Origin of the sequence: Sulfitobacter mediterraneus (assembly GCF_016801775.1) — a bacterium.
In the GTDB taxonomy this organism is placed as follows: Bacteria; Pseudomonadota; Alphaproteobacteria; order Rhodobacterales; family Rhodobacteraceae; genus Sulfitobacter; species Sulfitobacter mediterraneus_A.
In genome coordinates this window covers 342,566-366,919 of record NZ_CP069004.1, presented here as the reverse complement: position 1 = coordinate 366,919, position 24,354 = coordinate 342,566, and the positions used below count along the sequence as shown (strand labels likewise).

The following is a 24,354-nucleotide window of genomic DNA, read 5'->3' as shown; positions in this document are numbered from 1 at the left end:
TCACACGCACTCAATTGCCCTTCGCTACACCACCGCCGCGGTTGTCCGCGGTCAAACCTCTGACGAAGCACTTAGGGCGATTTAGCGTGATTTCTCCCGTGGCCGCAAACTGTCTCTTGCGGCAGAGGGCCATTCAGACCACTAAATCTGGCAATTTTCCGTGATTGTCGGTCATTCGGGGCAAAAGCGGCAATAATCCGCACATATGGGATGCGGGTTAGCGCCCCAGTTGCGATGCGGCGCGGGCCAACTCGGTGATGCCATCCCAATCCTGCGCAGCGACCAGATCCTTGGGGGCGACCCAACTGCCGCCTGCGCAGATCACATTGGACAGTGACAGGTAACTTTCCGCATTGGCAGGGCTGACGCCGCCGGTGGGGCAAAAGCTGACCTGTGGCAGAGGGGCGCCAATGGCCTTGAGCGCGGGTGCGCCGCCAGACGCTTCGGCGGGAAAGAACTTGAGCATGTCATAGCCCCGCGCCAGTAGCGCCATCGCTTCGCTTGCTGTCGCCGCGCCGGGCAGCAGCGGCATGTCCTCTTCTGCGCAGGCCGCCAACAATGCCTCCGTCGCGCCCGGAGATACGCCAAAGGTCGCGCCAGCCGCCTTGGCGGCGCGAACATCTTCGGGGGTGATCAATGTCCCTGCCCCGACATGTCCGCCCGGCACCTGCGCCATGATCGCAATGGCCTCAAGCGCTGCGGGGGTGCGCAAAGTCACCTCAAGGGCGGGCAAACCGCCCGCGATCAGCGCCTCTGCCAAGGGGCGCGCGGTGGCCGGATCGTCGATCACCAAAACTGGCACAATCGGGGCCAATGCGCAGATCGCTCGGGTTTGGCGGCTTGCGGCTTTTGCGCTTAGGGTCATGGATCAACCTCCAAAAATTGTTGCGCCACTGTCCGCACCGCCCACGGTGTTGCGGAACATGGCAAAAAGTTCACGGCCCGTTCCGGCCTGATTTCCCGACAGATCGGCGGCGGCGGCAGGGCGCTCCGCCACCCCCTCCGTGAGGATCTGCAATGTGCCTGCCACCGCATCCACGCGCAGCACATCGCCATCCTGTAATTTGGCGATCGGCCCGCCGTCCAAGGCTTCGGGGCAGACATGGATCGCGGCGGGCACTTTGCCCGATGCCCCCGACATGCGCCCATCGGTGACCAGCGCGACCTTTTGCCCGCGCCCCTGCAAGATCGACAACAGCGGCGTGAGGCTGTGCAATTCAGGCATGCCGTTGGCTTTCGGCCCCTGAAACCGCACCACGACAATTACATCGCCTGTCAATTCGCCTGCTTTGAACGCAGCTTTGACGCTGTCCTGATCGGCAAAGACCCGCACGGGCGCTTCGACGATCTGATGCTCTGGCGCGACGGCAGAAACCTTCATCACAGCAGTGCCAAGGTTGCCGGTCAAACGCCGCAAACCGCCCGTCGGGGCAAAGGCTTCGGCCACTGGGCGCAGAATACCGGGGTTGAGCGATGTTTCCGGCCCGTCCTGCCATGACAATTCACCATCCAGCAGCTTGGGATCGCGGGTGTAGTGGGCCAGTCCGGTCCCTGCGACGGTCTTTGTGTCCGGATGCAGCAGGCCCGCCCTCAGCAACTCGCCAACCATATAGCCCAGACCGCCCGCCGCATGGAAATGGTTCACATCCGCCAGACCGTTGGGATAGACCCGCGCCATCAGAGGTGTGATGTCGCTGAGCTCCGAAAAATCCTGCCAATCCAATATGATCCCGCCCGCCTTGGCCATGGCAACAAGGTGGATCAACAAGTTGGTGGAGCCGCCCGTGGCGTTCAGCCCGACAATCCCGTTCACAAAGGCGCGTTCATCCAGAATATCGCAGACCGGGGTGTAATTTTCCCCCAAGGCCGACAGCAACAGCGCCTGTTTCGCCCCATGCACGGTCAGCGCCTCGCGCAGCGGGGTGTTTGGCGTGACAAAGCTGGCGCCGGGCAGGTGCAGCCCCATGAATTCCATCAACATCTGGTTGGTGTTGGCAGTGCCGTAAAAGGTACAGGTGCCGGGGCCGTGGTAAGCGGCCATCTCGGCGGCCATCAGGGCATCGCGGCCCACTTCGCCCGCGGCAAACCTCTGTCGCACCTTGGCTTTCTCGTCATTGGCCAGACCGCTTTGCATCGGACCTGCGGGCAGGAACACGGCTGGCAAATGGCCAAAGGCCTGCGCCGCAATCACAAGGCCCGGCACGATCTTGTCACAGACGCCAAGAAATACAGCGGCGTCAAAGGTGTTGTGGCTGAGCGCGACAGAGGCCGCGAGGGCAATCACATCGCGCGAAAACAGGCTCAGCTCCATCCCCGCTTCGCCCTGGGTTACGCCATCGCACATCGCGGGCACACCGCCCGCCACCTGCGCGGTGCCGCCGATGGACCGCACCGCCGCTTTGATCTGTTCGGGATAGGTTTCAAAGGGTTGATGCGCCGAGAGCATGTCGTTGTAGGTGGTGACGATGCCCAGATTGCCCGCGCTGGTCTGCGCCAGGGCATCTTTGTCCTCGCCCGACGCCGCATAGGCATGGGCCTGACCGCTGCAAGACAGATGGGCGCGGGCCGGACCTTTGCCCTGCGCGATGCGCATCCGCTCCAGATAGTCGGCACGGGTTGGCGCGCTGCGCTCAATAATGCGATCCGTAACGGATTTAACGGTTGGATGCAGTGTCATGGTCTGTCCTTTCAGCCAATTTCGCGCCAGCGGCGGCCATCGCGGTGCAGCAGCATCAGCGCGTCTTCCGGGCCGGAACTGCCGGGATCATAGGGTTCGGGCGTGGTGCGGCTGCGGCTCCATTCATCCAGGATCGGGTCGGCCCAGCCCCAAGCCGCCTCAACCTCGTCGCCGCGCATGAACAAAGTCTGATCGCCCCGGATCACATCCATGATCAGCCGCTCGTAAGCGTCCTGCGGTGCTGCATGTTCGCCCAGAGCCTCGGCAAAGGTCATATCAAGTGTGACCTCGGCCAGCCGCATGCCGCCCGGCCCCGGTTCTTTGATGGTGGTGCGCAGAGTAATGCCTTCATCCGGTTGCAAACGGATGATCAGGGCATTGCCGCGCTGATTGTCAAACTTGGGGAAGATCATATGGGGCGGGTCCCGGAATACGACGACGATCTCGGAGGTGCGCGCCCGCAGTTTCTTGCCCGTGCGCAGGTAAAACGGCGTGCCCGCCCAGCGCCAGTTGCCGATGTTGACCTTCATCGCGACAAAGCTTTCGGTGGTGCTGGCGTCATCACCTGCATGATCGCGATAGCTGCCCTCGCCGTCACGACCGCGATATTGGCCACGCACGATGTCGGCCTGCGCCACAGGCTCCAGCGCTTCGATCACCTTGACCTTTTCATCGCGGACCGAATTGGGCACAAAGCGCGAAGGCGGCTCCATCGCGGTCAGGCACAAAAGCTGCATCAGATGGTTTTGCACCATGTCCCGCATCGCGCCGGACTTGTCGTAATATTCGCCGCGCCCCTCGACGCCCAGGCTTTCGGCCACGGTGATTTGCACGTGATCCACATGGGTCGCGTTCCAGAGCGGCTCCCACAGGGAATTGGCAAAGCGAAGCGCCATCAGGTTTTGCACGGTTTCTTTGCCTAGATAATGATCAATCCGGTAGATCTGATGCTCGGCAAAGCTGCGGCGCAGATCAGCGTTCAGCGCCTGTGCAGAGGCCAGATCATGACCAAAGGGCTTTTCGACCACGATCCGGCTTTCGGCCGTGGCGATGTCATGCTCGTTGAGCTTGGCCGCGATGGTGCCAAACAGGTTCGGTGACACCGACAGGTAAAACGCCCGCACCAATCCGGGGCGCAGCATCTGGGCCAGTTCGGGCCAGCCCCCTGCCCCTGTTGCATCGACCGCGACATAGCTGAGCCGTTCAAGGAATTGATCCAGCGTCTCTGCGTTATCGGGTGCCTCCTTGGCAAATTCGAGCAAGGTTTCCCGCACCGAAGTGCGGAATTGTTCTTTCGTCATTTTTGATCGCGCAGCGCCAATGATCTGGGCCTCCTGCGGCATTTGGCCAACCAGAAAGCGGTGAAACAAACCGGGCAGAATTTTGCGGCGGGCCAGATCGCCGGTGACGCCAAAAATAACCAGATCAAAAGGGTCTACAGGGATGACGCGCGATACCATGGGGCGTGGTCCTTTGCGGGTGGCCATTGGCCGGTAAACGATTGGCACGGCCCAAGTCGGCCCTGCGGCACAGCGGATCGAAAGATCCTTTTTTTGCCCAATAGCACAGCGATTTGCGCAATGATAGCGCTAACAATGACCAGTTTCGAAAAAAACCAACCTATTTGGGCGCTGTTCTTGATCCTTCAGAGTGCCAGTTTGGCACGGCGGCAACCACTTCACCATGAAATTGCACCTTTCCCTAACCGGTCAGGCCTTTTCTGAAAACCTATCCTTGGCGGTGTGCAACCGAAGATGGCGCATAAATGCACGGGCCACACTGGGCGCAGGCCGGTGATCGGGCGAGACAAAATAACTTCGGTACTCGATCTGGCTTTCGAACAGGCGGAACACCAGATCGTCGGACCTGTATTGCACAATTGGGAACGGGTTTACGACCGTTACGCCCAGTCCCGCCTTGGCAAGATCCACTGCGGCAAAAGAGGTCGACGCCTCGGCGACGATGCGGGGTTTGCTGGCAACATGGTGCAGCACCTTTTCAAGCTGCGCTCGTCTGGCATGACGATGGGACAGCGCCACCAAGGCTTGATCATGCAGATCCCTTGGCCGGATCACATCCTGCGCGGCCAGCGGATGATCGGCAGGCATCGCGCAGACCGCACCGGAGCGGCGGTAGGGTGTCAGTTTGACGCCATCACGGGACAGTTCCACCCCCGTCAGACCCAGATCAAACCGGTTTTCCAGAATGCCGCGGATCACATCCTCAGAAGGGGCGACCTCAAGGCTGACAAAGAAATGCGGATTGGTTTTGAGAAAGCTGGCGATGTGTTCCACCAAGAACCTGTGGGCATAGGTTGGTGGTGCGATAATCCGCAGGGTTTCCTGTGCGACCTGCGGCGGCCCGTCGATCCTGTCCAAGGCCTCGAACAACGGATCAAGGCGGCGGTTCAGTTGTGCAGCCTCACCGGTTGGCCGCAGCCGTCCGCCGTCACGCTCAAACAACATCTTGCCTGTGCGCGCCTCAAGGCTGGAGATCGAGCGGCTGATGGCAGATTGCGACAACCCCAGACGGATCGCCGCCTTGGAGGTGGTGCCGCTTTCCATCAGCGCCCGGAGCGCCTGGTACTCGGACAGACTATGCCATGCTTTGACAACCATAGGTGCGCTGCGGAATCCTCATCGGTGTATGAGACAATATCATGTCCTTATCTGTGGTCTATGAGAATTTCTGGAATAAAGTGACCTGATCCGGGGGGACAAGACAATCGTGACCGAATTTACCCATCCCGTCATCTTTGACGGGCACAATGATGTTCTATTGAAATTGCACCGCGCTGGCGGGCTGGCCGCGTCCGAGACTTTCGTCACCGGGCGGCAGGGCGCGATTGATACACCCTCAGCGCAGACCGGTGGATTTGGCGGCGGCTTCTTTGCGGTTTACGTACCCTCGCCCAGCAATCTTGAATTCAAATACGCGGAAATGTCCAAGCCGACCTATGATCTACCACTGCCCGAGCCCATTGATTGGGAAGATGCCTTTCCCGTGGTGATGGCGCAGGCGGCGGTGTTGTTTGATCTGGAGAAACGCGGTGCGCTGAAGGTCTGTCGCACGGTGGCAGAATTGCGGGCGACGCTGGGCAGCGGCAAGCTGGCCGCGATTTTTCACATCGAAGGGGCGGAGGCGATTGACGCCGAACTCCACACACTTGAGATCCTCTATCAGGCGGGGCTGCGGTCCATCGGCCCGGTGTGGAGCAGACCCACGATCTTTGGGCATGGGGTTCCGTTCCGTTATCCCAGCACCGCAGACATCGGACCGGGACTGACCGATCATGGCCTGCGACTGGTGCAGCGCTGTGATGAGCTGGGTATAATGATCGATCTGTCGCATTTGAACGAGGCCGGTTTCTGGGATGTCGCGCGGCATTCGGGTAAACCGCTTGTGGCCACACATTCAAACGCCCATGCCATCTGCCCGCACAGCCGCAACCTGACCGACAAACAACTTGCCGCCATTCGCGAAAGTGATGGTATGGTGGGTTTGAATTTTGCAGTGGCCTTCCTGCGCGAGGATGGCCGGATGCTGGATGATGTTCCACTCGAACAGATGCTGCGCCACCTTGACCACTTGATAGAACACTTGGGTGAAGACCGGGTCGGCATGGGATCAGATTATGACGGGGCCGTTGTTCCCGAGGCGCTTACGTCTTGTGCAACTCTGCCCCAATTGAGACAGGCCATGGCTAAACACGGTTACAACGATGCGTTGATGACCAAACTTTGCCATGGAAACTGGATGCGTGTGCTTGAAAAAACCTGGGGTCAATAACCCTGAGCCACGTACATTTGAAAATGAAACAGAACGGGAGAGGTTCCAAAAATGAATGTTATTAACCGATTACTGACAAGCGCCGCGATTGGTATCGCGGTCAGCATGTCGTCCTTTGCGGCCCATGCTGAAACGCCAGCCAATATGCTGGTCATTGCCCACCGGATTGACGATGTGACAACCGTGGACCCGGCCGAAAGCTTTGAATTTGCAGGCTCCGACATCAGCCGGAATGTCTACAACCGCCTGGTCAACCTTGATCCTCTGGATCTGGGTGCAGGCTACAAACCGGATCTCGCCGAAAGCTGGGAAGTTTCCGAAGACGGCAAGACCATCACCTTCACCATGCGTGAGGGTGTCAAGTTTCACTCCGGCAATCCGGTGCGGGCCGAGGACGCGGCGTTTTCACTGCAACGCGCTGTGATCCTGAACAAGACACCTGCGTTCATTCTGACGCAGTTCGGCTTTACGCCTGAAAATGCGACGGAAACCATCCGCGCAGACGGCAACAAGCTCATGATCACGACGGACAAGCGCTATGCGACGTCCTTTGTGTTGAACTGTCTGACCGCGACCATCGGCGGCATCGTCGACAAAGAAGTTGTCATGGCCAACGAAGTTGACGGCGACATGGGCAACACGTGGCTCAAGACAAACTCTGCCGGTTCCGGCCCGTACAAACTGGACGGTTGGAAGCCCAACGAAAGCGTCACAATGTCCGCCAATGCCGATTACTATGCCGGTGCGCCTGCCATGGAGCGCGTGATCGTGCGCCACGTTCTGGAAAGCGCCTCACAGCGTTTGCTGCTGGAACGCGGTGACATCGACATTGCGCGCAACCTGAACCCCGAAGACATCGCCGGTGCAACAAGCGCGGATGGCGTCAAAGTGGTGGATGAACTGAAGGGCCGTTTGATGTATCTGGCGCTGAACCAGAAACACCCTGTTCTGTCCAAGCCAGAGGTGCGTCAAGCGTTTAAATATCTGATCGACTATGAAGGTATGCGCGACAGCTTCCTCAAGGGTCAGTATACGATCCACCAGAACTTCCTGCCTGCCACCTATCTGGGTGCGTCGGATGAGAACCCGTTCTCTTACAACATCGAAAAGGCCAAAGAACTGTTGGCCGCTGCCGGTGTTGAGAACCTCGAAGTCGAGATTGGTGTGCGCGAAGCGCAGGAACGTATCGAGATCGGCCAGTCCTTCCAGAACGCGGCCGCGCAGGCGGGGATCAAGGTCAACATCACGGTTGGCACAGCCAAACAGATCCTCGCCCGTTACCGCGCGCGGGAACTGGATGTCTACCTTGGGGCATGGGGTCCGGATTATCCTGATCCACAGACCAATGCGGGCACCTTTGCCTACAACCCGGACAACTCTGACGCCGCCAATGCGACCGGCCTTCTGGCATGGCGCACCGGTTGGGACACAGGCGGTCTGACCGACAAGGTTGCCGCAGCCGTGACCGAAAATGACCGGGACAAGCGGGTTCAGATGTATCTGGATATCCAAAAAGAGTTCCGCGAAACCTCGCCGTTTGTGGTGATGTTCCAGCAGATCGAACAATCTGCCCTGCGTGACAATGTGACCAACTGGTCCACAGGTCAGGCTGTGACATCCGCCGCTTACTGGCAGGTGACAAAGTAAATGGCCCTCACTGAGGACAATAACGGGGGGCGCCCATCGCGGGCGCCTCTTGCCAGCAGTTTCATGCCGTTTTTCAAGGCAAGTCTGCTGACGCTGGGCTCCATCGCGGTGACGATGCTGGGTCTGTTGTTCATCACCTTTATCATCGGCCGCGTCATGCCGATTGATCCTGTGCTGGCGATTGTGGGCGAAAGGGCCTCACAATCCACCTATGACGCCGTTTACCAACAGCTTGGGCTGGACAAGCCGCTGCTGGTGCAATTTGCATATTATCTCTGGGATGTGCTGCATCTGGATTTTGGCACGTCGTTGCTCAATGCCAGACCCGTCTCGGAAGACATCGCGCGGGTGTTCCCCGCAACCTTGGAACTGGCCACGCTGGGCATTTTCTTTGGCGTCATCCTGGGCGTGCCGCTTGGCGTTCTGGCCGCGGTGCGCAAAGGATCATGGATTGACCAGATCGCCCGCGTGGTCGCTTTGGTTGGTTATTCGATGCCGATCTTCTGGCTGGGCCTGATGGGGCTTTTGGTCTTTTACGGGATTCTGGGCTGGGTCGGCGGGCCGGGCCGCGTCGGGATCTTTTATGTGGATGTGGTGCCAAGCGTGACGGGGCTGATCCTTGTGGATGCAGCGCTGGATGGCAATTGGGACGTGTTCAAGGATGCCTTTTCCCACATCATCCTGCCGGCCTCACTGCTGGGCTATTACTCTCTGGCCTACGTCAGCCGGATGACACGGTCTTTCATGCTTGAACAACTCAGCGCCGAATATGTGACCACGGCGCGCGTCAAAGGTATGTCCGAGTGGGATGTGATCTGGAAACACGCGTTCAAAAATATCCGCGTGCAGCTGATCACCGTCATCGCGCTGAGCTATGCCAACCTGCTCGAAGGGTCGGTTCTGACCGAGATCATCTTCTCATGGCCAGGTATCGGCAGCTATATCACCACCGCCCTTCTGAGCGCTGATATGAACGCGGTTCTGGGCGGTACTGTGGTGGTCGGGCTGATCTTCATCCTGCTGAATATTTTCTCTGACCTGCTTTACAAGGTCTTTGATCCGAGGGCGAAATAGATGGCTGACACACAAACGTTGCGCGAATGGCTGTTGACAGAAACGCCCACCTCGCGCCGCCATGCCAAGATGTCTGCGCTGTACCAAGGGTGGCTTTCCTTCCGGTCCAACACGATGGCAATGGTCGGCCTGGGCATTCTGGTGGCGCTGGTGTTTATTGCCGCCGCAGCCCCGCTGATCGCACCGCATGATCCCTATGTGCAGGATCTGGGCAACCGGTTGGCCCCGTTGGGGTCGGAAGGGCATATCTTTGGCACCGACAGTCTGGGGCGGGATATCCTGTCACGGCTGATCTACGGGGCGCGGATTACCCTCTATATCGTGGCGCTGGTGGCCCTGATTGCGCCCATCGCCGGGCTGCTCGTCGGCACGGTGTCGGGCTATGTGGGCGGCTGGACCGATACTGTTCTGATGCGGATCACCGATATCTTTCTCGCCTTTCCGCGCCTTGTTCTGGCGCTGGCATTTGTCGCGGCCCTGGGGGCGGGCATTGAAAATGCGGTGCTGGCAATCTCGCTCACTGCTTGGCCGCCCTATGCGCGGATTGCGCGGGCCGAAACGCTGACCATCCGGTCGTCCGATTACATCAGTGCGATCAAATTGCAGGGCGCGGGCGCGTTACGGATCATCACCAAGCACATCTGGCCGCTGTGCATTTCCTCGCTGATCGTGCGGGTGACACTGGATATGGCGGGCATCATTCTGGCCGCAGCCGGCCTTGGCTTTCTTGGCCTTGGCGCACAGCCGCCCAGCCCGGAATGGGGCGCGATGATTTCCGAAGGACGGCGGTTTATCCTTGATCACTGGTGGGTGGCCACAATGCCCGGACTGGCGATCTTTACCGTGTCTTTGGCGTTCAATCTGCTTGGCGACGGGCTGCGCGATGTGCTTGATCCTAAGGCGGGCGAATGATGACCAAGCTACTTGATGTTGAAAACCTATGGGTCAAATTCCCAACCCGTCAGGGTGTCTTTGACGCGGTGCGCGGGGTGTCTTTCACGCTGGGCCGTGAACGTCTGGGTATTGTCGGCGAGAGCGGCTCGGGCAAATCCATGACGGGCCGCGCCATCCTGCGCCTGATCCGCCCGCCGGGCATTGTGGAGGCCGATCAGATCGCGCTGGACGGCGTAGACCTGATGGGCAAATCCGAGAAAGACATGCGCGCCGTGCGCGGCCAGCGAATTTCGATGGTCATGCAAGACCCGAAATTCTCGCTCAATCCGGTGATGACCATCGGCGATCAGATCATGGAAGCCTATCGCCTGCATTCCAAAGCCTCCAAATCGGAGGCCTACGCAAAATCGCTTGAGATGCTTGAAGCCGTGTCGATCCGCAATCCTGAACGGGTGATGCGGGCCTATCCACATGAGATGTCAGGCGGCATGGGGCAGCGGATCATGATCGCGATGATGCTGATCCCCAACCCCGAGATCCTGATCGCGGATGAACCCACCTCGGCGCTGGATGTCTCGGTCCAGCGGCAGGTGCTGGATATCATGGACCGGCTGGTCAAGGAGCGCGGGATGGGGCTGATCTTTATCAGTCACGACCTGAACCTCGTCGCCGATTTCTGCGACCGGGTGTTGATCATGTATGCGGGCCGGATCGTGGAGGTCTGCGATGCTGACAAGCTGCACGAGGCGCAGCATCCCTATACGCGCGGATTGCTGAACTCCCTGCCCCGTCTGGATGCGCCGCGCAAGCGGCTCGAAGTGTTGCAGCGTGATCCAGAATGGTCCACTGCCCCAAGTGTGAGTGGCCGGATATGAGCATGTTAAGCGTTCAAAACCTCAACGTCTGGTTCGGAAGCAACCGCGACCGCGTGGATGCTGTTATTGGAGCCAGCTTTGACATCCCGCGCGGCGAAAGCTTTGGCCTTGTCGGCGAAAGCGGATCGGGCAAATCGACGATCCTGCGGGCGATCACCGGATTGGCGCCCGATTGGTCGGGCACAATCACGGTGGATGGTCAGCAGATCGGCAAGGTCCGGCCCAAGACGTTCTTCAAGACCGTGCAGATGGTGTTTCAAGATCCCTATGCTTCACTGCATCCACGTCATTCGGTGGATCAGGTGCTGGGCGAAACGTTACATTTGCATGGGTTCAAGGACATCGACAGCCGTGTGGTCAAACTTCTTGACGATGTCGGCTTGGGACAGAAGTTCCGCTTTCGCTATCCGCACCAACTCTCGGGGGGGCAACGTCAGCGGGTGGCAATTGCCCGTGCGCTGGCCCCGGAACCGGCGCTTTTGTTGCTGGATGAGCCAACCTCGGCGCTGGATGTGTCGGTGCAGGCCGAGATCCTGAACCTGTTGGCAGATTTGCGGGCGGACCGGGATTTGACCTATCTGATGGTGTCGCACGATCTGTCAGTGGTCGGGCATATGTGTGACCGGCTGGCCGTGATGAAAGACGGCGAGATCGTCGAGGTGCTGGATGTCGAAGCCTTGCGGGCGATGGAAGCCGCGCATCCCTACTCCAAACAATTGTTGGAGGCCTCGGTCTAGCGGCAAAGCCTATTTGCGGCTGAACGCATATTCCGACACATGGCGGTAGGTCTGACCGGGCTGCAGGATCACGCTGGGAAAGCTGGGCTGGTTCGGCGCATCCGGCCAGCCTTGCGGCTCCAGCGCCAAACCTTCGAAGGCCTTGAAGGGCTTACCGGTCAGCGTCGTGCCTGCGGGTTCATCCAGAAATTCGCCGCTGTAGACCTGCAGGCCCGGTTCGGTTGAGGACAGGGTCATTGATACCCCTGACTCCGGCGCAGCCAGCGTGCAGATCGGGCGGCAAACGACCTGTCCCTTGGCGGTGCAAAAATTGTGGTCAAGCAGGTGATCGCCGATCTGCCGCGCATTGCAGAAGTCAAAAGGCGTGTCTGCGACCGCTGCCACCTCGCCCGTTGGAATCAGATCTTCGTTGACCGGCAAATAATGCTCTGCCGTGATGGCAAGTTCGTGTTGCCGCACATCGCCCGCGCCATCGAGATTGAAATAGAAATGCGGCGCGAAATTGCACGGTGTGGCCTCTTGCCCCCGCGCCGATATTTCCAGACGCAAGCTGGCCGGTGCCTCAACGCTGTAGCGGACCTGAACATCCAGCCCCCCGCCAAAGCCCAAATGGCCGTCAGGCACATGCAGTTGCAAGGTCAGGGATGCCGCGGACTGATCCGTCACCGTCCAGACCATCTTGTCCACGCTGCCAGCCCCGCCGTGCAGGGTGTGCCGCCCCAGAAAATTCTGATCGGTATGAAATGTCTGGCCGGCCAGATCATAACGCCCATGCGCGATCCGGTTGGCGCAGCGCCCGACAATCGCGCCCAGGTAAGCGGTGCCGGTTTGGTAGTCCTTCGGATCAGCCAGACCCAGCACCAGCGGATGATCCACGCCGTCCAACCTGAGATCCTGCAAGCTGGCCCCGAACGGCAGGATTGTTGCCGTCAGCCCCCCGTTTGAAATTTCAATTGGGGTGAAAGCCGCTGAACGGTCAGGTGTCGTTGCGATGTGGTCAGCCAATGGTTTTCTTTCTTATCTGGCGCAAGGGCGATGATGCGGTGCAACGGGTCATCCGGTGGCCACCACCCCGCCATCGACAACGAGGGCCTGCCCCGTCATCCCGAAACTCATATCCGAAGCCAGAAACAGCGCCGGCCCCACCATGTCTTGCGGCATCAACACCTGTTTGAGGGCTTGGCGTTCCATATGCGCCGCCACGGCGTCTTCGGTGGCCCACAGCGCCTTTTGACGCTCAGTCATCACCCAACCGGGGATCAATGTGTTGATGCGGATGTTGTCTGCGCCAAACTCACGGGCAAGGCTGCGGGTCATGCCGGTGATTCCCGCCTTGGCGGCGACATAGGCGGGATAGCCGGCATTGCCCATCATGTAAGAGATCGACGAGACGTTGATGATTGTCCCGCCGCCAAGGCCGCGCATGTCTGCAATTGCCGCCTGACAGGCAAAGAACTGTGCCTTGAGGTTGATGGATTGGGACCAGTCCCAGAACGCCTCGGTAACGTCTTCGGTGCTGTGCCGCTGATCATTGGCGGCATTGTTGATCAGCACCGAAAGCGGCCCTTGGATTTCGCGGGTTTGTTCCATCGCCCGTTTGAGCGCAGGCACATCTGTCAGATCGCATTCGATATAATGCGGGCGGGTGCCGGTTTCCTGCTCTGCCTGATCACAAAAGCCGATGCCGTCCTGGTTTTGCACGAATGTCACCTTGGCCCCTGCCGACAGGAACCCCAGCGTCAGCGCCGCGCCGATGCCGCTGCCGCCGCCGGTGATCATGACCGACTTGCCGGTCAATGACGGGGCCGGATCGCCCACTGCGCCGGACGGGTTCACCATTCCGCCAGACTTCCATCCTCGTGACGCCAGATCGGGTTGCGCCAGCGGTGGCCTACCTTGGCGCGGTCCTTGACATAGTCCTCGTCAATTTCGACCCCCAAACCGGGGCCATCGGGTATTTTGACAAAACCGTCCTCGTAGGCAAAGACATCCTTGTTCACCAGATAGTCGAGGATATCGTTGGACTTGTTGTAGTGGATGCCCAGAGATTGCTCCTGGATAAAGGCGTTGTGGGACACCGCATCAATCTGCAGACAGGCGGCCAGGGCCACCGGACCCAAGGGGCAATGCGGGGCCAGCGCCACATCGAAAGCCTCGGCCATGGAGGCGATCTTGCGGCATTCGGTGATGCCGCCCGCATGGGACAGATCGGGCTGAATGATATCCACATAGCCGTCTTGCAGGATTTTCTTGAAATCCCAGCGGGAATAAAGCCGTTCGCCCACCGCAATGGGCGTCGAGACATGATTGGCGATCTCGCGCAGGGCCTCGCTGTTTTCTGACAGGACCGGCTCTTCCAGAAACATCGGGCGGAATTGTTCCAGCTCTTTGGCCAGCACTTTGGCCATCGGTTTCTGCACCCGCCCGTGAAAGTCGATGCCGATGCCCAGATCGTACCCGACCGCATCACGGATTGTGCCGATGGTGGACACGGCGGCATCGATCTTGGCGTTTGAATCGATGATCTGCATCTCTTCGCAGCCGTTCAACTTGATCGCCTGAAAGCCCCGCGCCATTACATCCCGCGCGTTTTGCGCCACATCTGCAGGGCGGTCCCCGCCGATCCATGAATAGACCTTGATCTTGTCGCGGCATTTGCCGCCCAGCAGCGCATGCACCGGCAGACCCGCAGCCTTGCCCTTGATATCCCACAGCGCCTGATCAATGCCCGCGATGGCCGACATGTGAATGCCGCCGCCCCGGTAGAAGCCGCCCCGATAAAGGACGTTCCAATGGTCCTCGATCAACAGGGGGTCTTTGCCAATCAGGTAATCGGCCAGCTCGTTCACCATCGCCTCGACCGCCAATGCGCGGCCTTCCAGCACAGGTTCACCCCAGCCGGAGATCCCCTCATCCGTTTCGATCTTCAGCAAGCACCAGCGCGGCGGAACAATATAGGTGGTCAGTTTGGTAATCTTCATCGGAACGCTCCGTCGTGGGTCAACTGGTTAAGCTCAGGTCGTGCTGCGCCGCCGGACCAAACCGCCGCCGCTTCGGGATTGCAAAATAACGACGATCAACAGGAAGCCCCCGCGAATGACCGATTGCCAATAGGCCGACAGGGAAATCACCCCCAGACCGTTTTCAAAATTCAGGATGTTGAAGATCAGCCCAAGCAGCACTGCGCCCGCCAAAGTCGCAGGGATCGACCCGACACCGCCCGTCAACAAGGTGCCGCCCACAACAACGGATGCAATCGCCGACAACTCCCACCCCAGTCCTTCCAGGGGTTGGCCCGCGCCAAAGCCGGAGGCAAGGATCACACCTGCAAGCCCGGCGCAACCGCCCGAAATGATATAGGTGATCGCAAGGGTCCGGTTGACCGGCACGCCCATGAGTTTGGCCGCCTCGGGATTGCCGCCGATGGTCAGGATGCGGCGGCCCAGCGTTGTCCGCTCCAGCATGATCCAGAGGGCAAGAAACACCAGTGCGGCGAGGATCACCGCCCATGGGATCAGACCAAAGGCGCGGGTCAGGCCAAACTTGGTAAAATTCGAGGTCCAGTCCACCGAGACCGATTTGTTATCCGCCAGCACCAACGCCATGCCACGCGCGCCCAGCATCATCGCAAGGGTCGCGATAAAGGGCACGATCCGCATCTTGGTGATCAGGAACGCGTTGATCGCCCCTGCCGCGATGCCGGTCAGAAGCCCGGCCGGCAGCGCCACTTCGATGCCGTAGGGGCTGGTATAGGCGGCGACCACCGAGGACAGCGCCACCACTGACCCGACCGACAGGTCAATGCCACCCGTCATGATCACCAGCGCCATGCCCAGCGCGATCAGGATAAACATCGAGTTGTAGCCAAAGAACGTCTGTACATTATACAGACCCATAAAGTTGTCGTACCGCAGGGTCGCAAAGATCACGACCAGCACAACGGCGATCCAGACACCCTCCGTGCGCAGATCACGGGACCGGTTGAACATTCCAAACATCACATTCACTCCGCCCGGTTGAATTGAAAATAGACGGCAAGGATGATGATCACCGCCTTGGCAATCAACGCCACGGCGTCATGCACCCCATTGGCCAGCAGGGTGTATTTCACCAGTTGGATGATCGCCGCGCCGATCAAGGCGCCGATGATAGGAGCCTTGCCGCCCATCAGGTTTGCACCGCCCACCACTGCCGCCGCGATGGCGTCCAGTTCCATCAATTGCCCGGTCTGGTTCGCATCCGAGGCCGAATTGATGGCAGAGACCACCATCCCCGCAAATCCGGCCAGCACGCCGCAGATCGCATAGGTGGCAAGGCGCACCCGGTTCACCGAGATACCTGACAGCCGGGCCGCCTTGGCGTTGCCGCCCACCGCCAGCAGATAGCGACCATAGGCCGTGCGCCGGACGACCCAGCTCAGGATCAGGGCAAAAACAACTGCCATCAACGCCTGAAACGGAATACCCAGCACCCGGCCCGATCCAATGAATTCAAACGCCGGGTTCTCAAAAACCTGCAAGTTGCCGTTGGTCAGCACCTGTGCCAGCCCCCGCGCCGAGATAAACAGAACCAGCGTGGCCACAATCGGCTGAATGGCGAATTGGTTGATCAGCCAGCCATTGAACATCCCGCAGAGCAATCCGGCCAGCAGTGCCACCGTGATGGACAGCACGAGCGCCAACCCCGGACTGGCCATGCCAAATTCGGACAGGAACACAAAAGGCGCCAATGCCCCGGACAGGGCCATCACCGCCCCAACCGACAGGTCGATGCCGCCCGATGCGATGACCAGGGTCATGCCGATGGCCACGATCGCGATGGTCGCCACCTGCGTGAGATTCACATAAAGGGTCTGCACCTGAAGGAAATTCGGGGTGATGACCATGTTGATCACAATAAGCGCGATCAGGGCCAGAAAGGTGCCATTGTCGCGGGCCAATTGCCCAAGATTGATTTTCGCCACAGTGGAAGAGCCGGTCATATCTTTTGCCTTTGCCATCGTCATACTGCTGCACCTGCCGCTTCACCGGCGACCGCCGCGAGCAGGTTGTCTTCGTTCAGGTCATCGCCGGTCAGTGTGGCAATCGTCTTGCCCTCTTGCAAAACCACAACGCGGTTTGCGCCTTCGACCAATTCTTCAAATTCAGACGAGATCATCAGCACCGAAAGCCCCGCCGCCGACAGCCCCTCAATCAGGGTCTGGATTTCGCGTTTTGCACCCACATCAATGCCGCGTGTCGGTTCATCAAGGATCAGCAAATCCGGCTGGGTCGCCATCCAGCGGGCCAGCAGCACCTTTTGCTGGTTGCCGCCCGACAGCTCACGAATGGGCTGGTCCATGCCGGCACATTTGACGCTGAGTTTGTCAATGAAATCCGCCACCATCTCACGTTCGGCCACGCGCGGGATGACCCCGCGTTTGGCCATGCGCGGGATCATCGCAAGGGTGAGGTTCTCGCGGATCGACAGGCCGGGGATGATCCCCTCGGCTTTGCGGTCTTCGGTGCAGTAGCCGATGCCGGCATTGATCGCATCTGCCGGTTCGCGGAAAAAGGATCTGCGCTCCTTGAACGCCATGTTGCCGCCCGAGGGTTGGTCTGCGCCAAAGATCATGGAAACGGTTTCCGTGCGCCCTGCCCCCAGCAATCCGGCCAGACCAACAATCTCGCCCTGATGCACGATCAATGAGGCGTCTTTGACGTTGGTTCCGTTCGACAGGCTCTGAAGCTCCAGCACGACGGTCTTGCTGCCTGCGTGGGTCTTGCCAAATCCGGTGGCGCCACTTTCGGCGATCTGGTTGGCATCGCGGCCGATCATCTCGGACACCAGACCCAGTTTTGTGACATCCGACATCTCGTGCGTGGCAATCATGCTGCCATTGCGCATCACGGTGACGCGATCGCAAACCTCGAACAGCTCTTCAAGGTGGTGAGAGACATACAGGACAGCAACGCCCTGCGCGGACAGATCACGGATCACCCGGAACAGCACCTGCTTTTCCTGACTGTCCAGCGACGAGGTCGGCTCGTCCATAATCACCAGCCGCGCATCAAATGACACAGCGCGGGCAATGGCGATCAGTTGTTGCACCGCGATATTGCAATGATGCAAGGGCTGGCGCACGTCGAGGTTCAGACCGAAGCGCTGCAACACTTCTTCGGCGCGGCGATGGGCTTTGGGCCAATCAATCATGCCGAATTTCTTCGGCTCCTGCCCCAGCACGATATTTTCTGTGACAGAGCGGTAATGTACCAGATTGACCTCTTGAAAAATCGTGCTGATGCCGCCCAGTTGGGCCTCGTGAGGAGATGAAAATCGGACAGGCTTTCCGTCCAGCTCAATCTCGCCCGCGTCCTTGCGATAAGCGCCGTTGAGGATCTTGATCATCGTGGATTTGCCCGCGCCGTTTTGCCCGATCAACGCGTGCACCTCGCCAGGGCGGATCGTCAGCGCCGCATCTGTCAGCGCTGGCACATCGCCAAATGATTTGCGGATTGCGGTCATCTTCAGGACCGGAGTTTCGACCATCTTTGCCCCCAAAATTCAGTCGGACCCCGCACCCATGGCGCAGGGTCCGTTTGGTCATTCGCTTAGCTTAGTATGCTTCGCCGATGTGGTCAGCCGCGTTGTCTTTTGTGAACACGCGGTCTTCGACCTTGACCCATGTCGGGACATCTTCGCCGGCGGCATAGGCTTTCATCGTGTCGCAGGCGACCGGGCCAAAGAACGGCGCGGATTCAACCGAAACGCCGAGCTTGCCGTCGATGATGGCCTGCAAGGCATCGCGCGTGCCGTCGATGGAAACCAGCGTCACGTCTTCGCCGGGTTTGCGCCCCGCAGCCTCAAGCGCCTGAATGGCACCGATCGCCATTTCGTCGTTGTGGGCATAGACCACAGTGACGTCCGGATGCGATTGCAGCAGCGTTTCCATCACCTGACGGCCCTTGTCGCGGGCAAAATCGCCGGATTGGCTGGCTACGATCTTCATGCCGGGCTGCCCGGCGACCGCGTCATCAAAGCCTTTTTTGCGGTCATTGGCCGGGGATGATCCGGTGGTGCCTTCCAATTCAACGATCACTTCAGTGCCGTCGGAATTGGCGATCAGCCATTCTGCGGCGCGGCGGCCCTGCTCAATAAAGTCGGAGCCCATGAAGGTGACGTAATCAACGCCCGCCTTGGCCACATTGGGATCAACCGAACGGTCCACGAGGAATACCGGAATGCCGGCCCCTTTGGCGCGCAGCACGGCGGGCAACAGGGGTTGTTCTTCGCGCGGCGGCAGGAAAATCGCATCGACGCCCTGGGCAATCATCGAATCGACATCGGCGACCTGCTTGGCCGCAGACCCGGCGGCGTCCGTATAGACGAGGTTCCAGTTGCAGCTTTCCGCTGTGTCCTGAAAGCTTTTGGTCTGGGCAATACGCCAGGGGTTGTTGCTTTCTGTTTGTGCAAAACCAACGGTATATTGGTCTTTTTGCTCAAGCGGTGGCAGCCCCTGCGCGGTTGCAGCGGTTGTCACCAGTACGGCGGCGAGCGTTGCAAGTGATGTAGTCAGTTTCATAGTTTCCTCCCTAATGTTTGCCGTACGACAACATTACTATTATCTATTAGCTGTCAACTAATATTATTTAGTAATCGACTTGATGAGCCCCCTTTTCAGGGCTAGGTTAAGGCAATACAGCCGGTCAGGAGAGACTGATGCCCAAGACAAGCCACCGCGACAAAAGAGTTACAATGAGCGACGTTGCGCGGGCGGTCGGCTGTTCCCAGTCCACTGTTTCGATTGTTCTCAATGGCAATCAGAGCATCTCGATCTCGCCCGACACCCGAGAGAAGGTGATCGAAGCGGCCCGCAGCATGGGCTACAAAATCCGCCAGGCCCAGTTGTTGAACACCACCAGCACACGCGCACCGGAATTGCGCCGCGTCGGGTTCTTGATCGATTCCCTTTCCACCAGCCCCGAAGGCATCATGGCGATCCGCGGTGTTCAAAATGCCTTGCAAGACACCGGCGCAGTGCTGGTCATCTATGAGGTGGGCAACGACCCCAAGAAAGCGCCCGCCATCATTGATGCCATGGTCCAGGACGGGGTCGAGGCCTTTATCTATGCCTGCATCTTCACCCGTGAAATCACCGTACCCGATGCGCTTCGGTCGCTGGACCGGCCTTATGTCCTGCTCAATTGCACTGACAAGACTGCAGAGGCGCCATCAATCGTGCCCAGCGAGATCGCCGGCGGACAAAGCGCCACCAACGCCCTGATCGCGGCCGGCCATCAGCGGATTGGCACCATCATGGGAGAAGACTTCATGAGCGCGGCTCAAGACCGTCTCAAGGGGTACAGGCGCGCATTGGCCACGGCGGACATCCCGTTTGATCCCGCGCTCGTGCAGCCGGGCGATTGGTCGGCCAGCGCGGGCTACAGCGGCACCAAGGCGCTGATGGAAGCGGACAATCCTCCCACCGCAATTTTCTGCCAGAACGACCGGATGGCGATCGGCTGTTATGAATACCTCAAGGAACACGGCCTGCGCATTCCTGAGGATGTGTCGGTGATCGGCTATGACGACGAGGAAATCTCGCGCCATCTGACGCCGATGCTGACCACGGTCAACCTGCCCCACCGCGAAATGGGTGAATGGGCCGTTGAACGGCTGATCGGGACCGACGATCACGGACACGGGCCCGCCGCAGAAAAGCTGGAGTGCGAGTTGGTCCCAAGGGATTCTGTTGCGGCGCGATAAAGGTTGCAGCCAAGGCAAGCTGTACCGGTTTTTGCCCGCATATTTGCCAGCGTTCCCCCTCCCGGTTGAAAAATTGCGGGAAGGACCGCACATTCCTGCGCCTCAATTAGAGAAGGGCCGTCGCTTTGCTGCGAAAAGGGAGTGTGGTGCAGCAGGGCGGACAAATCCATAACCAGATGCTCTCATTGCTCCTGCGGAGCAACTGCCGCATTCAACTGATCCGGTCGTTTCGGCATCTTCCTTTGGAAGAGCCTTTGGTGCGGCTGAGAAGACTCGAACTTCCACGGGTGTTACCCCACAGCGACCTCAACGCTGCGCGTCTACCATTCCGCCACAGCCGCACGCCGTGGTAGGTGGGCACCGTTTAGACAAAGATGCAGAGCTTGTGAAGAGGCAATCGGCAACAAAATGCCCCGCTGCCAACGGGCAACGGGGCTTTGATTTTTGGAAGGTCGGCTCTGCCCTATTCGCTGATCGAAAAGGTCGGCAAACCGGAGCTTGAGGCAGGCTGCACCTGCGGCAGCGTGCTGGCCGGTGCCCCGGCCATACGCATGGAAGCCTGGCGCAGCAACTCTGTCCGTTCAGGCTGGCCGGGGACAAACACCGCGGCGGCGCCCGTATCCGCCGCCATCAATGCCGCCTGATACCAGCTTTGCGCCATGTCGATCCGTTTGGCCGGACCGAACCCCTGGCTGAGGTGGTGGCCCATCAATTCGCCATAGACCCCCTCACCCATCGTATAAAGCAACAGCGCCGATCCAATGGCGACATCCATATTGTCGGTGCGGTATCCAACGCCCAGACAGATCCGGGCGGTGCCTGCCAGCTGCGCCGGGGACATGCCGGTGGTCAGCACAAAGGAGGACACATCCGCCACCACCGCATCCCGCGGCTTGAGCGAAAGCGAGGCGACCTTGTCCTGCATGGCGGGGCCAAAGCCCGCGCATTGCTGGGCAATCTGATCGGGGGTGAACCCCTGGATCTGGCTGACCAGTTCTTCGGATTTTGCGATGGCATAGGTCCGCGCCAGACAGAACTGTTCATTGAGCGCCACGTTCGGGTCGCTCATCGTGGCCAAGGTGGTGAAGCCGCCATTGGTGTTGGTGATCAAAGACACCGTGTTGCAATGCGAGGCCAGCGAGGCTTGCGTACCTGCCCCCATGAAGTTGGGCAAGCCGGATGCGGCGGGTGCCACCGCATTGGCCAGCCCTGCCACACCGGACAGGGGCGCGGCGGCAGTGACAACCTGTTGGGTTTGCGGCACCTGCTGCGGCGCGACCACGATGGTGGTGGATGGCGCGGTGGCCGGTGCCGCCTGCCCGGCCATTTCGGCGCGGTAGGTTTTCAGCAGCCCGCGCGTGCCGTCCGGTGTGGAGGCGACCTGCTGCTGCACCGCATAGCCGCCCGCCTGCGCGCGGTTGTAGCTGGAGATCAGCAGGTTTTGTTCAAACGCCGACAGTTGCCCTGTCACCGGATAGCCAAGATAGGCCTGATACTGCGACACGGCGTTGCGCGTCTTGCGGCCCAACTGGCCATCCACGGATCCTGCATCAAAGCCGAAATAGTTCAGCGACGCCTGAATGCTTTTACCTTCCTGGGTGGATGGCAATGTGGAGCGGGATGACTTTTTGCGGTAGGTTCTGGTCGAGCGCCGCTGCTTTTTCGCATTCGCCCCCACGATCCCGCCGATGATCGCACCAGCGATGAAATCGCCTGCATCTGCTTCCACACGTTCCGCCGGAAGCAGGCTTAGCGATGCCGCCAAAACGGCACCTGTCATGACCTTAAAGTACATTTTCCGCTCCAAAAATTGAATCACTCTATTGGCAGCAAGGCTACCACAGGTTGCTTGGGGGCCAAGCTAAAGTTGATCACAAATCGCGCATTTGCCCTTGAAACACGGCATTTTCGTGCCAATCTTGGCCGCTTAACCCCCAATTGCGAGGCCCTCATGTCAGACCAAACAGCCCAGCCCGACGCCCCGGTCATTCAAATCGATATCGTCTCTGACGTGATGTGCCCTTGGTGCATTGTCGGTTTCAAGCAGCTTGAGCAGGCGCTGGGGATGACCGGCGTGGGCGCTTATATCCGGTGGCATCCGTTTGAATTGAACCCGGCCATGCCGCCCGAAGGTCAGAACCTGACCGAGCATATTGCAGAGAAATATGGCGCTTCGGCCGAGCAGTCCGCGCAGAACCGCAAGCATCTGGCCGATTTGGGGCAATCGCTTGGGTTTCCATTCAATTTCGGGCCGGACAGCCGGATTGTAAACACCTTTGCCGCGCATCAACTGTTGGATTGGGCGCAGGAGCACGGGTTGCAACATCCCCTGAAGATGGCTTTGTTTGCGGCGCATTTTCAGGATGGCAAGGATGTCTCGACGCAGGAGGTTCTGCTAGACACGGCGCAGTCGGTGGGCCTTGACCGAGATGCCGCCGCAGAAGTGCTTGAGAGCGGCAGTCACGCAGAGGACACCCGCGCACGGCAGCAATTCTGGACCTCGCGGGGGATTTCGGGCGTGCCGTCGATGGTGTTTGCAGGCAAATACCTGCTGACCGGGGCGCAGGGCGCGGAAAACTATGCGCAAATGCTGATGAAGGTGGTGCAAGAGGCCGATGAGGCGGCCTGACGGAGAGATCAGAACGTGGTCACAGCCACTGATCGCACCATGACGTCATAAGAATGTCCAAAAGCTTTGGCAATTGGACCAGATGGCACCGACCTCGCGCATCAATCTGGACATCTCACCGACCCAGCCCTCCGGCTGGGCAGTACGGTTCGGGCTTGCCGGGCTCTTTATGGCAATTGCAGTTGGGCTGTACGGCGTGTGGAGTGTCGATTACCGCTGGTCGGTGGTTCTGGATGTGCAGCAGGTCGCGGGCAAAGATATGTCTGAGCGCGTCGTTCTGTTTGAAGCTGATGGCCGAACGCGGCTGGTGCGTATTGCAGATCGGCTGGTGCAGGTTCGCAAGGGCGGCTTGGTCTGTATCTCCAAACGCAGAATGATAGCGCGGCGTTGGGCCCGCTATGGTGTTGCCTTGCCCGGTTATTGTCGCTCCCTACCCTTTCCCGCAGGGGATCAGACCGTCCTGAACCGCGATTGATCTCTTTCCCCGCCTCCCACGACAGGCTAAACCCTGCCCATGGTAGAATGGATCACAACAGACGGCTTGACCGATTACCGCGAGGCCGAAACCTGGATGGAGGCACGCGCCAACGCCATCGCGGCGGGCGAGGCTGAGGAATGTATCTGGCTGGTCGAACATCCGCCGCTTTATACTGCTGGCACCTCTGCCAAGATCGAAGATTTGACAGACCCGGACCGGTTTGACGTCTATGAGACCAAACGCGGTGGACAATACACCTATCATGGGCCGGGACAGCGGGTGGCTTATGTGATGTTGAACGTGGCCGCACGTGGCCGAGACGTGCGCTGCTTTGTGCGCCAGCTTGAGGCCTGGGTGATTGCGACGCTGGATCAATTCAACTTGCGCGGGGAGATCCGCGATGGCCGCGTTGGCGTTTGGGTGCAGCGCCCTGAAAAACCGCCACAGCCGGATGGCAGCCCTGCCGAGGACAAGATCGCTGCGATTGGCATTCGCCTGCGCAAATGGGTCAGCTTTCACGGCATCAGCATCAATGTGGAACCCGATTTGGAGCATTTCAGCGGCATTGTGCCCTGCGGGATCACCCAACACGGTGTGACATCACTGGTGGACATGGGCCTGCCCGTCACCATGGATGACGTCGATGTCGCGCTGCGGACGACCTTTGAAGACGTGTTTGCAGAACAACCTGCCGGGGAATGCACTCTGCCCGGCTAGGCAAAGTTGCCTGATCTGGCGCGTCCAAACCCGGAGTGCTCAAATGTCCGCCCCCTGCCCGTTTTGCCCTTGTCAGGGCAAAGGGTTGTGTA

General features: G+C 59.5%; 22 protein-coding genes and 1 tRNA gene. 10 read left to right on the top strand and 13 right to left on the bottom strand.

The window, feature by feature from the left end; all coding sequences use genetic code 11:
• Positions 1-217: 217 nt before the first annotated feature.
• The 4 genes from eda to JNX03_RS01725 form a co-directional block, all read right to left on the bottom strand.
• Positions 218-865, bottom strand: coding sequence for a bifunctional 4-hydroxy-2-oxoglutarate aldolase/2-dehydro-3-deoxy-phosphogluconate aldolase (gene eda / locus JNX03_RS01740; protein ID WP_203210757.1), 648 nt, complete (start codon positions 863-865; stop codon positions 218-220).
• A 3-nt stretch (positions 866-868) separates the two neighbouring features.
• Positions 869-2,677, bottom strand: a complete 1,809-nt coding sequence (gene edd, locus JNX03_RS01735; RefSeq protein WP_203210756.1) for a phosphogluconate dehydratase — start codon at positions 2,675-2,677, stop codon at positions 869-871.
• 11 nt (positions 2,678-2,688) lie between these two features.
• Positions 2,689-4,137, bottom strand: a complete 1,449-nt coding sequence (zwf, locus tag JNX03_RS01730) for a glucose-6-phosphate dehydrogenase (protein ID WP_203210755.1) — start codon at positions 4,135-4,137, stop codon at positions 2,689-2,691.
• A 249-nt stretch (positions 4,138-4,386) separates the two neighbouring features.
• A complete protein-coding gene (locus JNX03_RS01725) occupies positions 4,387-5,295 on the bottom strand; it encodes a LysR substrate-binding domain-containing protein (RefSeq protein WP_203210754.1) in 909 nt (302 codons plus the stop codon).
• 109 nt (positions 5,296-5,404) lie between these two features.
• On the opposite strand from JNX03_RS01725, the gene JNX03_RS01720 reads away from it, so the two are divergent.
• From JNX03_RS01720 to JNX03_RS01695, 6 genes are read left to right on the top strand one after another with little or no spacing between them, the layout of a single operon-like run.
• On the top strand, positions 5,405-6,466 hold the full coding sequence (locus JNX03_RS01720) for a dipeptidase (RefSeq protein ID WP_203210753.1): 1,062 nt from the start codon (positions 5,405-5,407) through the stop codon (positions 6,464-6,466).
• A gap of 51 nt (positions 6,467-6,517) precedes the next feature.
• A complete protein-coding gene (locus JNX03_RS01715; protein ID WP_203210752.1) occupies positions 6,518-8,113 on the top strand; it encodes an ABC transporter substrate-binding protein in 1,596 nt (531 codons plus the stop codon).
• Entirely contained in the window at positions 8,114-9,187 is a 1,074-nt protein-coding gene (locus JNX03_RS01710) for an ABC transporter permease (RefSeq protein ID WP_203210751.1), read from the top strand.
• Positions 9,188-10,099: a nickel transporter permease gene (gene nikC / locus JNX03_RS01705; RefSeq protein ID WP_203210750.1), complete on the top strand. Its 912-nt coding sequence runs from the start codon at positions 9,188-9,190 to the stop codon at positions 10,097-10,099. It begins immediately after the preceding gene.
• Positions 10,099-10,956 carry an ABC transporter ATP-binding protein gene (locus JNX03_RS01700; protein WP_203210749.1) on the top strand — a complete coding sequence of 286 codons (858 nt, stop codon included), beginning with the start codon at positions 10,099-10,101 and terminating at the stop codon, positions 10,954-10,956. The genes nikC and JNX03_RS01700 overlap by 1 nt, the downstream gene beginning before the upstream one ends.
• On the top strand, positions 10,953-11,693 hold the full coding sequence (locus tag JNX03_RS01695) for an ABC transporter ATP-binding protein (protein WP_203210748.1): 741 nt from the start codon (positions 10,953-10,955) through the stop codon (positions 11,691-11,693). The genes JNX03_RS01700 and JNX03_RS01695 overlap by 4 nt, the downstream gene beginning before the upstream one ends.
• Before the next feature lie 9 nt (positions 11,694-11,702).
• Here the strand turns inward: JNX03_RS01695 and JNX03_RS01690 are convergent, their stop codons facing one another.
• From JNX03_RS01690 to JNX03_RS01660, 7 genes are all read right to left on the bottom strand, one after another.
• Positions 11,703-12,698: an aldose epimerase family protein gene (locus JNX03_RS01690; protein WP_203210747.1), complete on the bottom strand. Its 996-nt coding sequence runs from the start codon at positions 12,696-12,698 to the stop codon at positions 11,703-11,705.
• A 48-nt stretch (positions 12,699-12,746) separates the two neighbouring features.
• Positions 12,747-13,532: an SDR family NAD(P)-dependent oxidoreductase gene (locus JNX03_RS01685; RefSeq protein ID WP_203210746.1), complete on the bottom strand. Its 786-nt coding sequence runs from the start codon at positions 13,530-13,532 to the stop codon at positions 12,747-12,749.
• Positions 13,526-14,674, bottom strand: a complete 1,149-nt coding sequence (gene dgoD / locus JNX03_RS01680; protein WP_203210745.1) for a galactonate dehydratase — start codon at positions 14,672-14,674, stop codon at positions 13,526-13,528. Before dgoD ends, JNX03_RS01685 begins: the two co-directional genes overlap by 7 nt.
• A 33-nt stretch (positions 14,675-14,707) precedes the next feature.
• Positions 14,708-15,691, bottom strand: coding sequence for an ABC transporter permease (locus JNX03_RS01675; protein WP_203210744.1), 984 nt, complete (start codon positions 15,689-15,691; stop codon positions 14,708-14,710).
• 5 nt (positions 15,692-15,696) lie between these two features.
• Positions 15,697-16,692 (bottom strand): ABC transporter permease, encoded by a 996-nt coding sequence (locus tag JNX03_RS01670; RefSeq protein WP_203212096.1) that lies wholly within the window; start codon positions 16,690-16,692, stop codon positions 15,697-15,699.
• Between the two features lie 2 nt (positions 16,693-16,694).
• Positions 16,695-18,221: a sugar ABC transporter ATP-binding protein gene (locus JNX03_RS01665; protein ID WP_231024119.1), complete on the bottom strand. Its 1,527-nt coding sequence runs from the start codon at positions 18,219-18,221 to the stop codon at positions 16,695-16,697.
• Between the two features lie 67 nt (positions 18,222-18,288).
• Entirely contained in the window at positions 18,289-19,254 is a 966-nt protein-coding gene (locus tag JNX03_RS01660; protein ID WP_203210742.1) for an ABC transporter substrate-binding protein, read from the bottom strand.
• Positions 19,255-19,391: 137 nt separating this feature from the next.
• On the opposite strand from JNX03_RS01660, the gene JNX03_RS01655 reads away from it, so the two are divergent.
• Entirely contained in the window at positions 19,392-20,438 is a 1,047-nt protein-coding gene (locus JNX03_RS01655; protein WP_231024118.1) for a LacI family DNA-binding transcriptional regulator, read from the top strand.
• Positions 20,439-20,693: 255 nt separating this feature from the next.
• Here JNX03_RS01655 and JNX03_RS01650 read toward each other — a convergent pair.
• Positions 20,694-20,779: transfer RNA gene (locus JNX03_RS01650), tRNA-Leu, on the bottom strand.
• 122 nt (positions 20,780-20,901) lie between these two features.
• On the bottom strand, positions 20,902-22,233 hold the full coding sequence (locus JNX03_RS01645; RefSeq protein WP_203210741.1) for a peptidoglycan-binding domain-containing protein: 1,332 nt from the start codon (positions 22,231-22,233) through the stop codon (positions 20,902-20,904).
• A gap of 156 nt (positions 22,234-22,389) precedes the next feature.
• Here JNX03_RS01645 and JNX03_RS01640 point away from each other — a divergent pair, with 156 nt between their 5' ends.
• The 3 genes from JNX03_RS01640 (at position 22,390) to lipB (ending at position 24,262) form a co-directional block, all read left to right on the top strand.
• Positions 22,390-23,067, top strand: a complete 678-nt coding sequence (locus tag JNX03_RS01640) for a DsbA family oxidoreductase (RefSeq protein WP_203210740.1) — start codon at positions 22,390-22,392, stop codon at positions 23,065-23,067.
• 82 nt (positions 23,068-23,149) lie between these two features.
• A complete protein-coding gene (locus JNX03_RS01635; RefSeq protein ID WP_203210739.1) occupies positions 23,150-23,542 on the top strand; it encodes a hypothetical protein in 393 nt (130 codons plus the stop codon).
• 39 nt (positions 23,543-23,581) lie between these two features.
• A complete protein-coding gene (gene lipB, locus JNX03_RS01630; protein WP_203210738.1) occupies positions 23,582-24,262 on the top strand; it encodes a lipoyl(octanoyl) transferase LipB in 681 nt (226 codons plus the stop codon).
• Positions 24,263-24,354 lie beyond the last annotated feature (92 nt).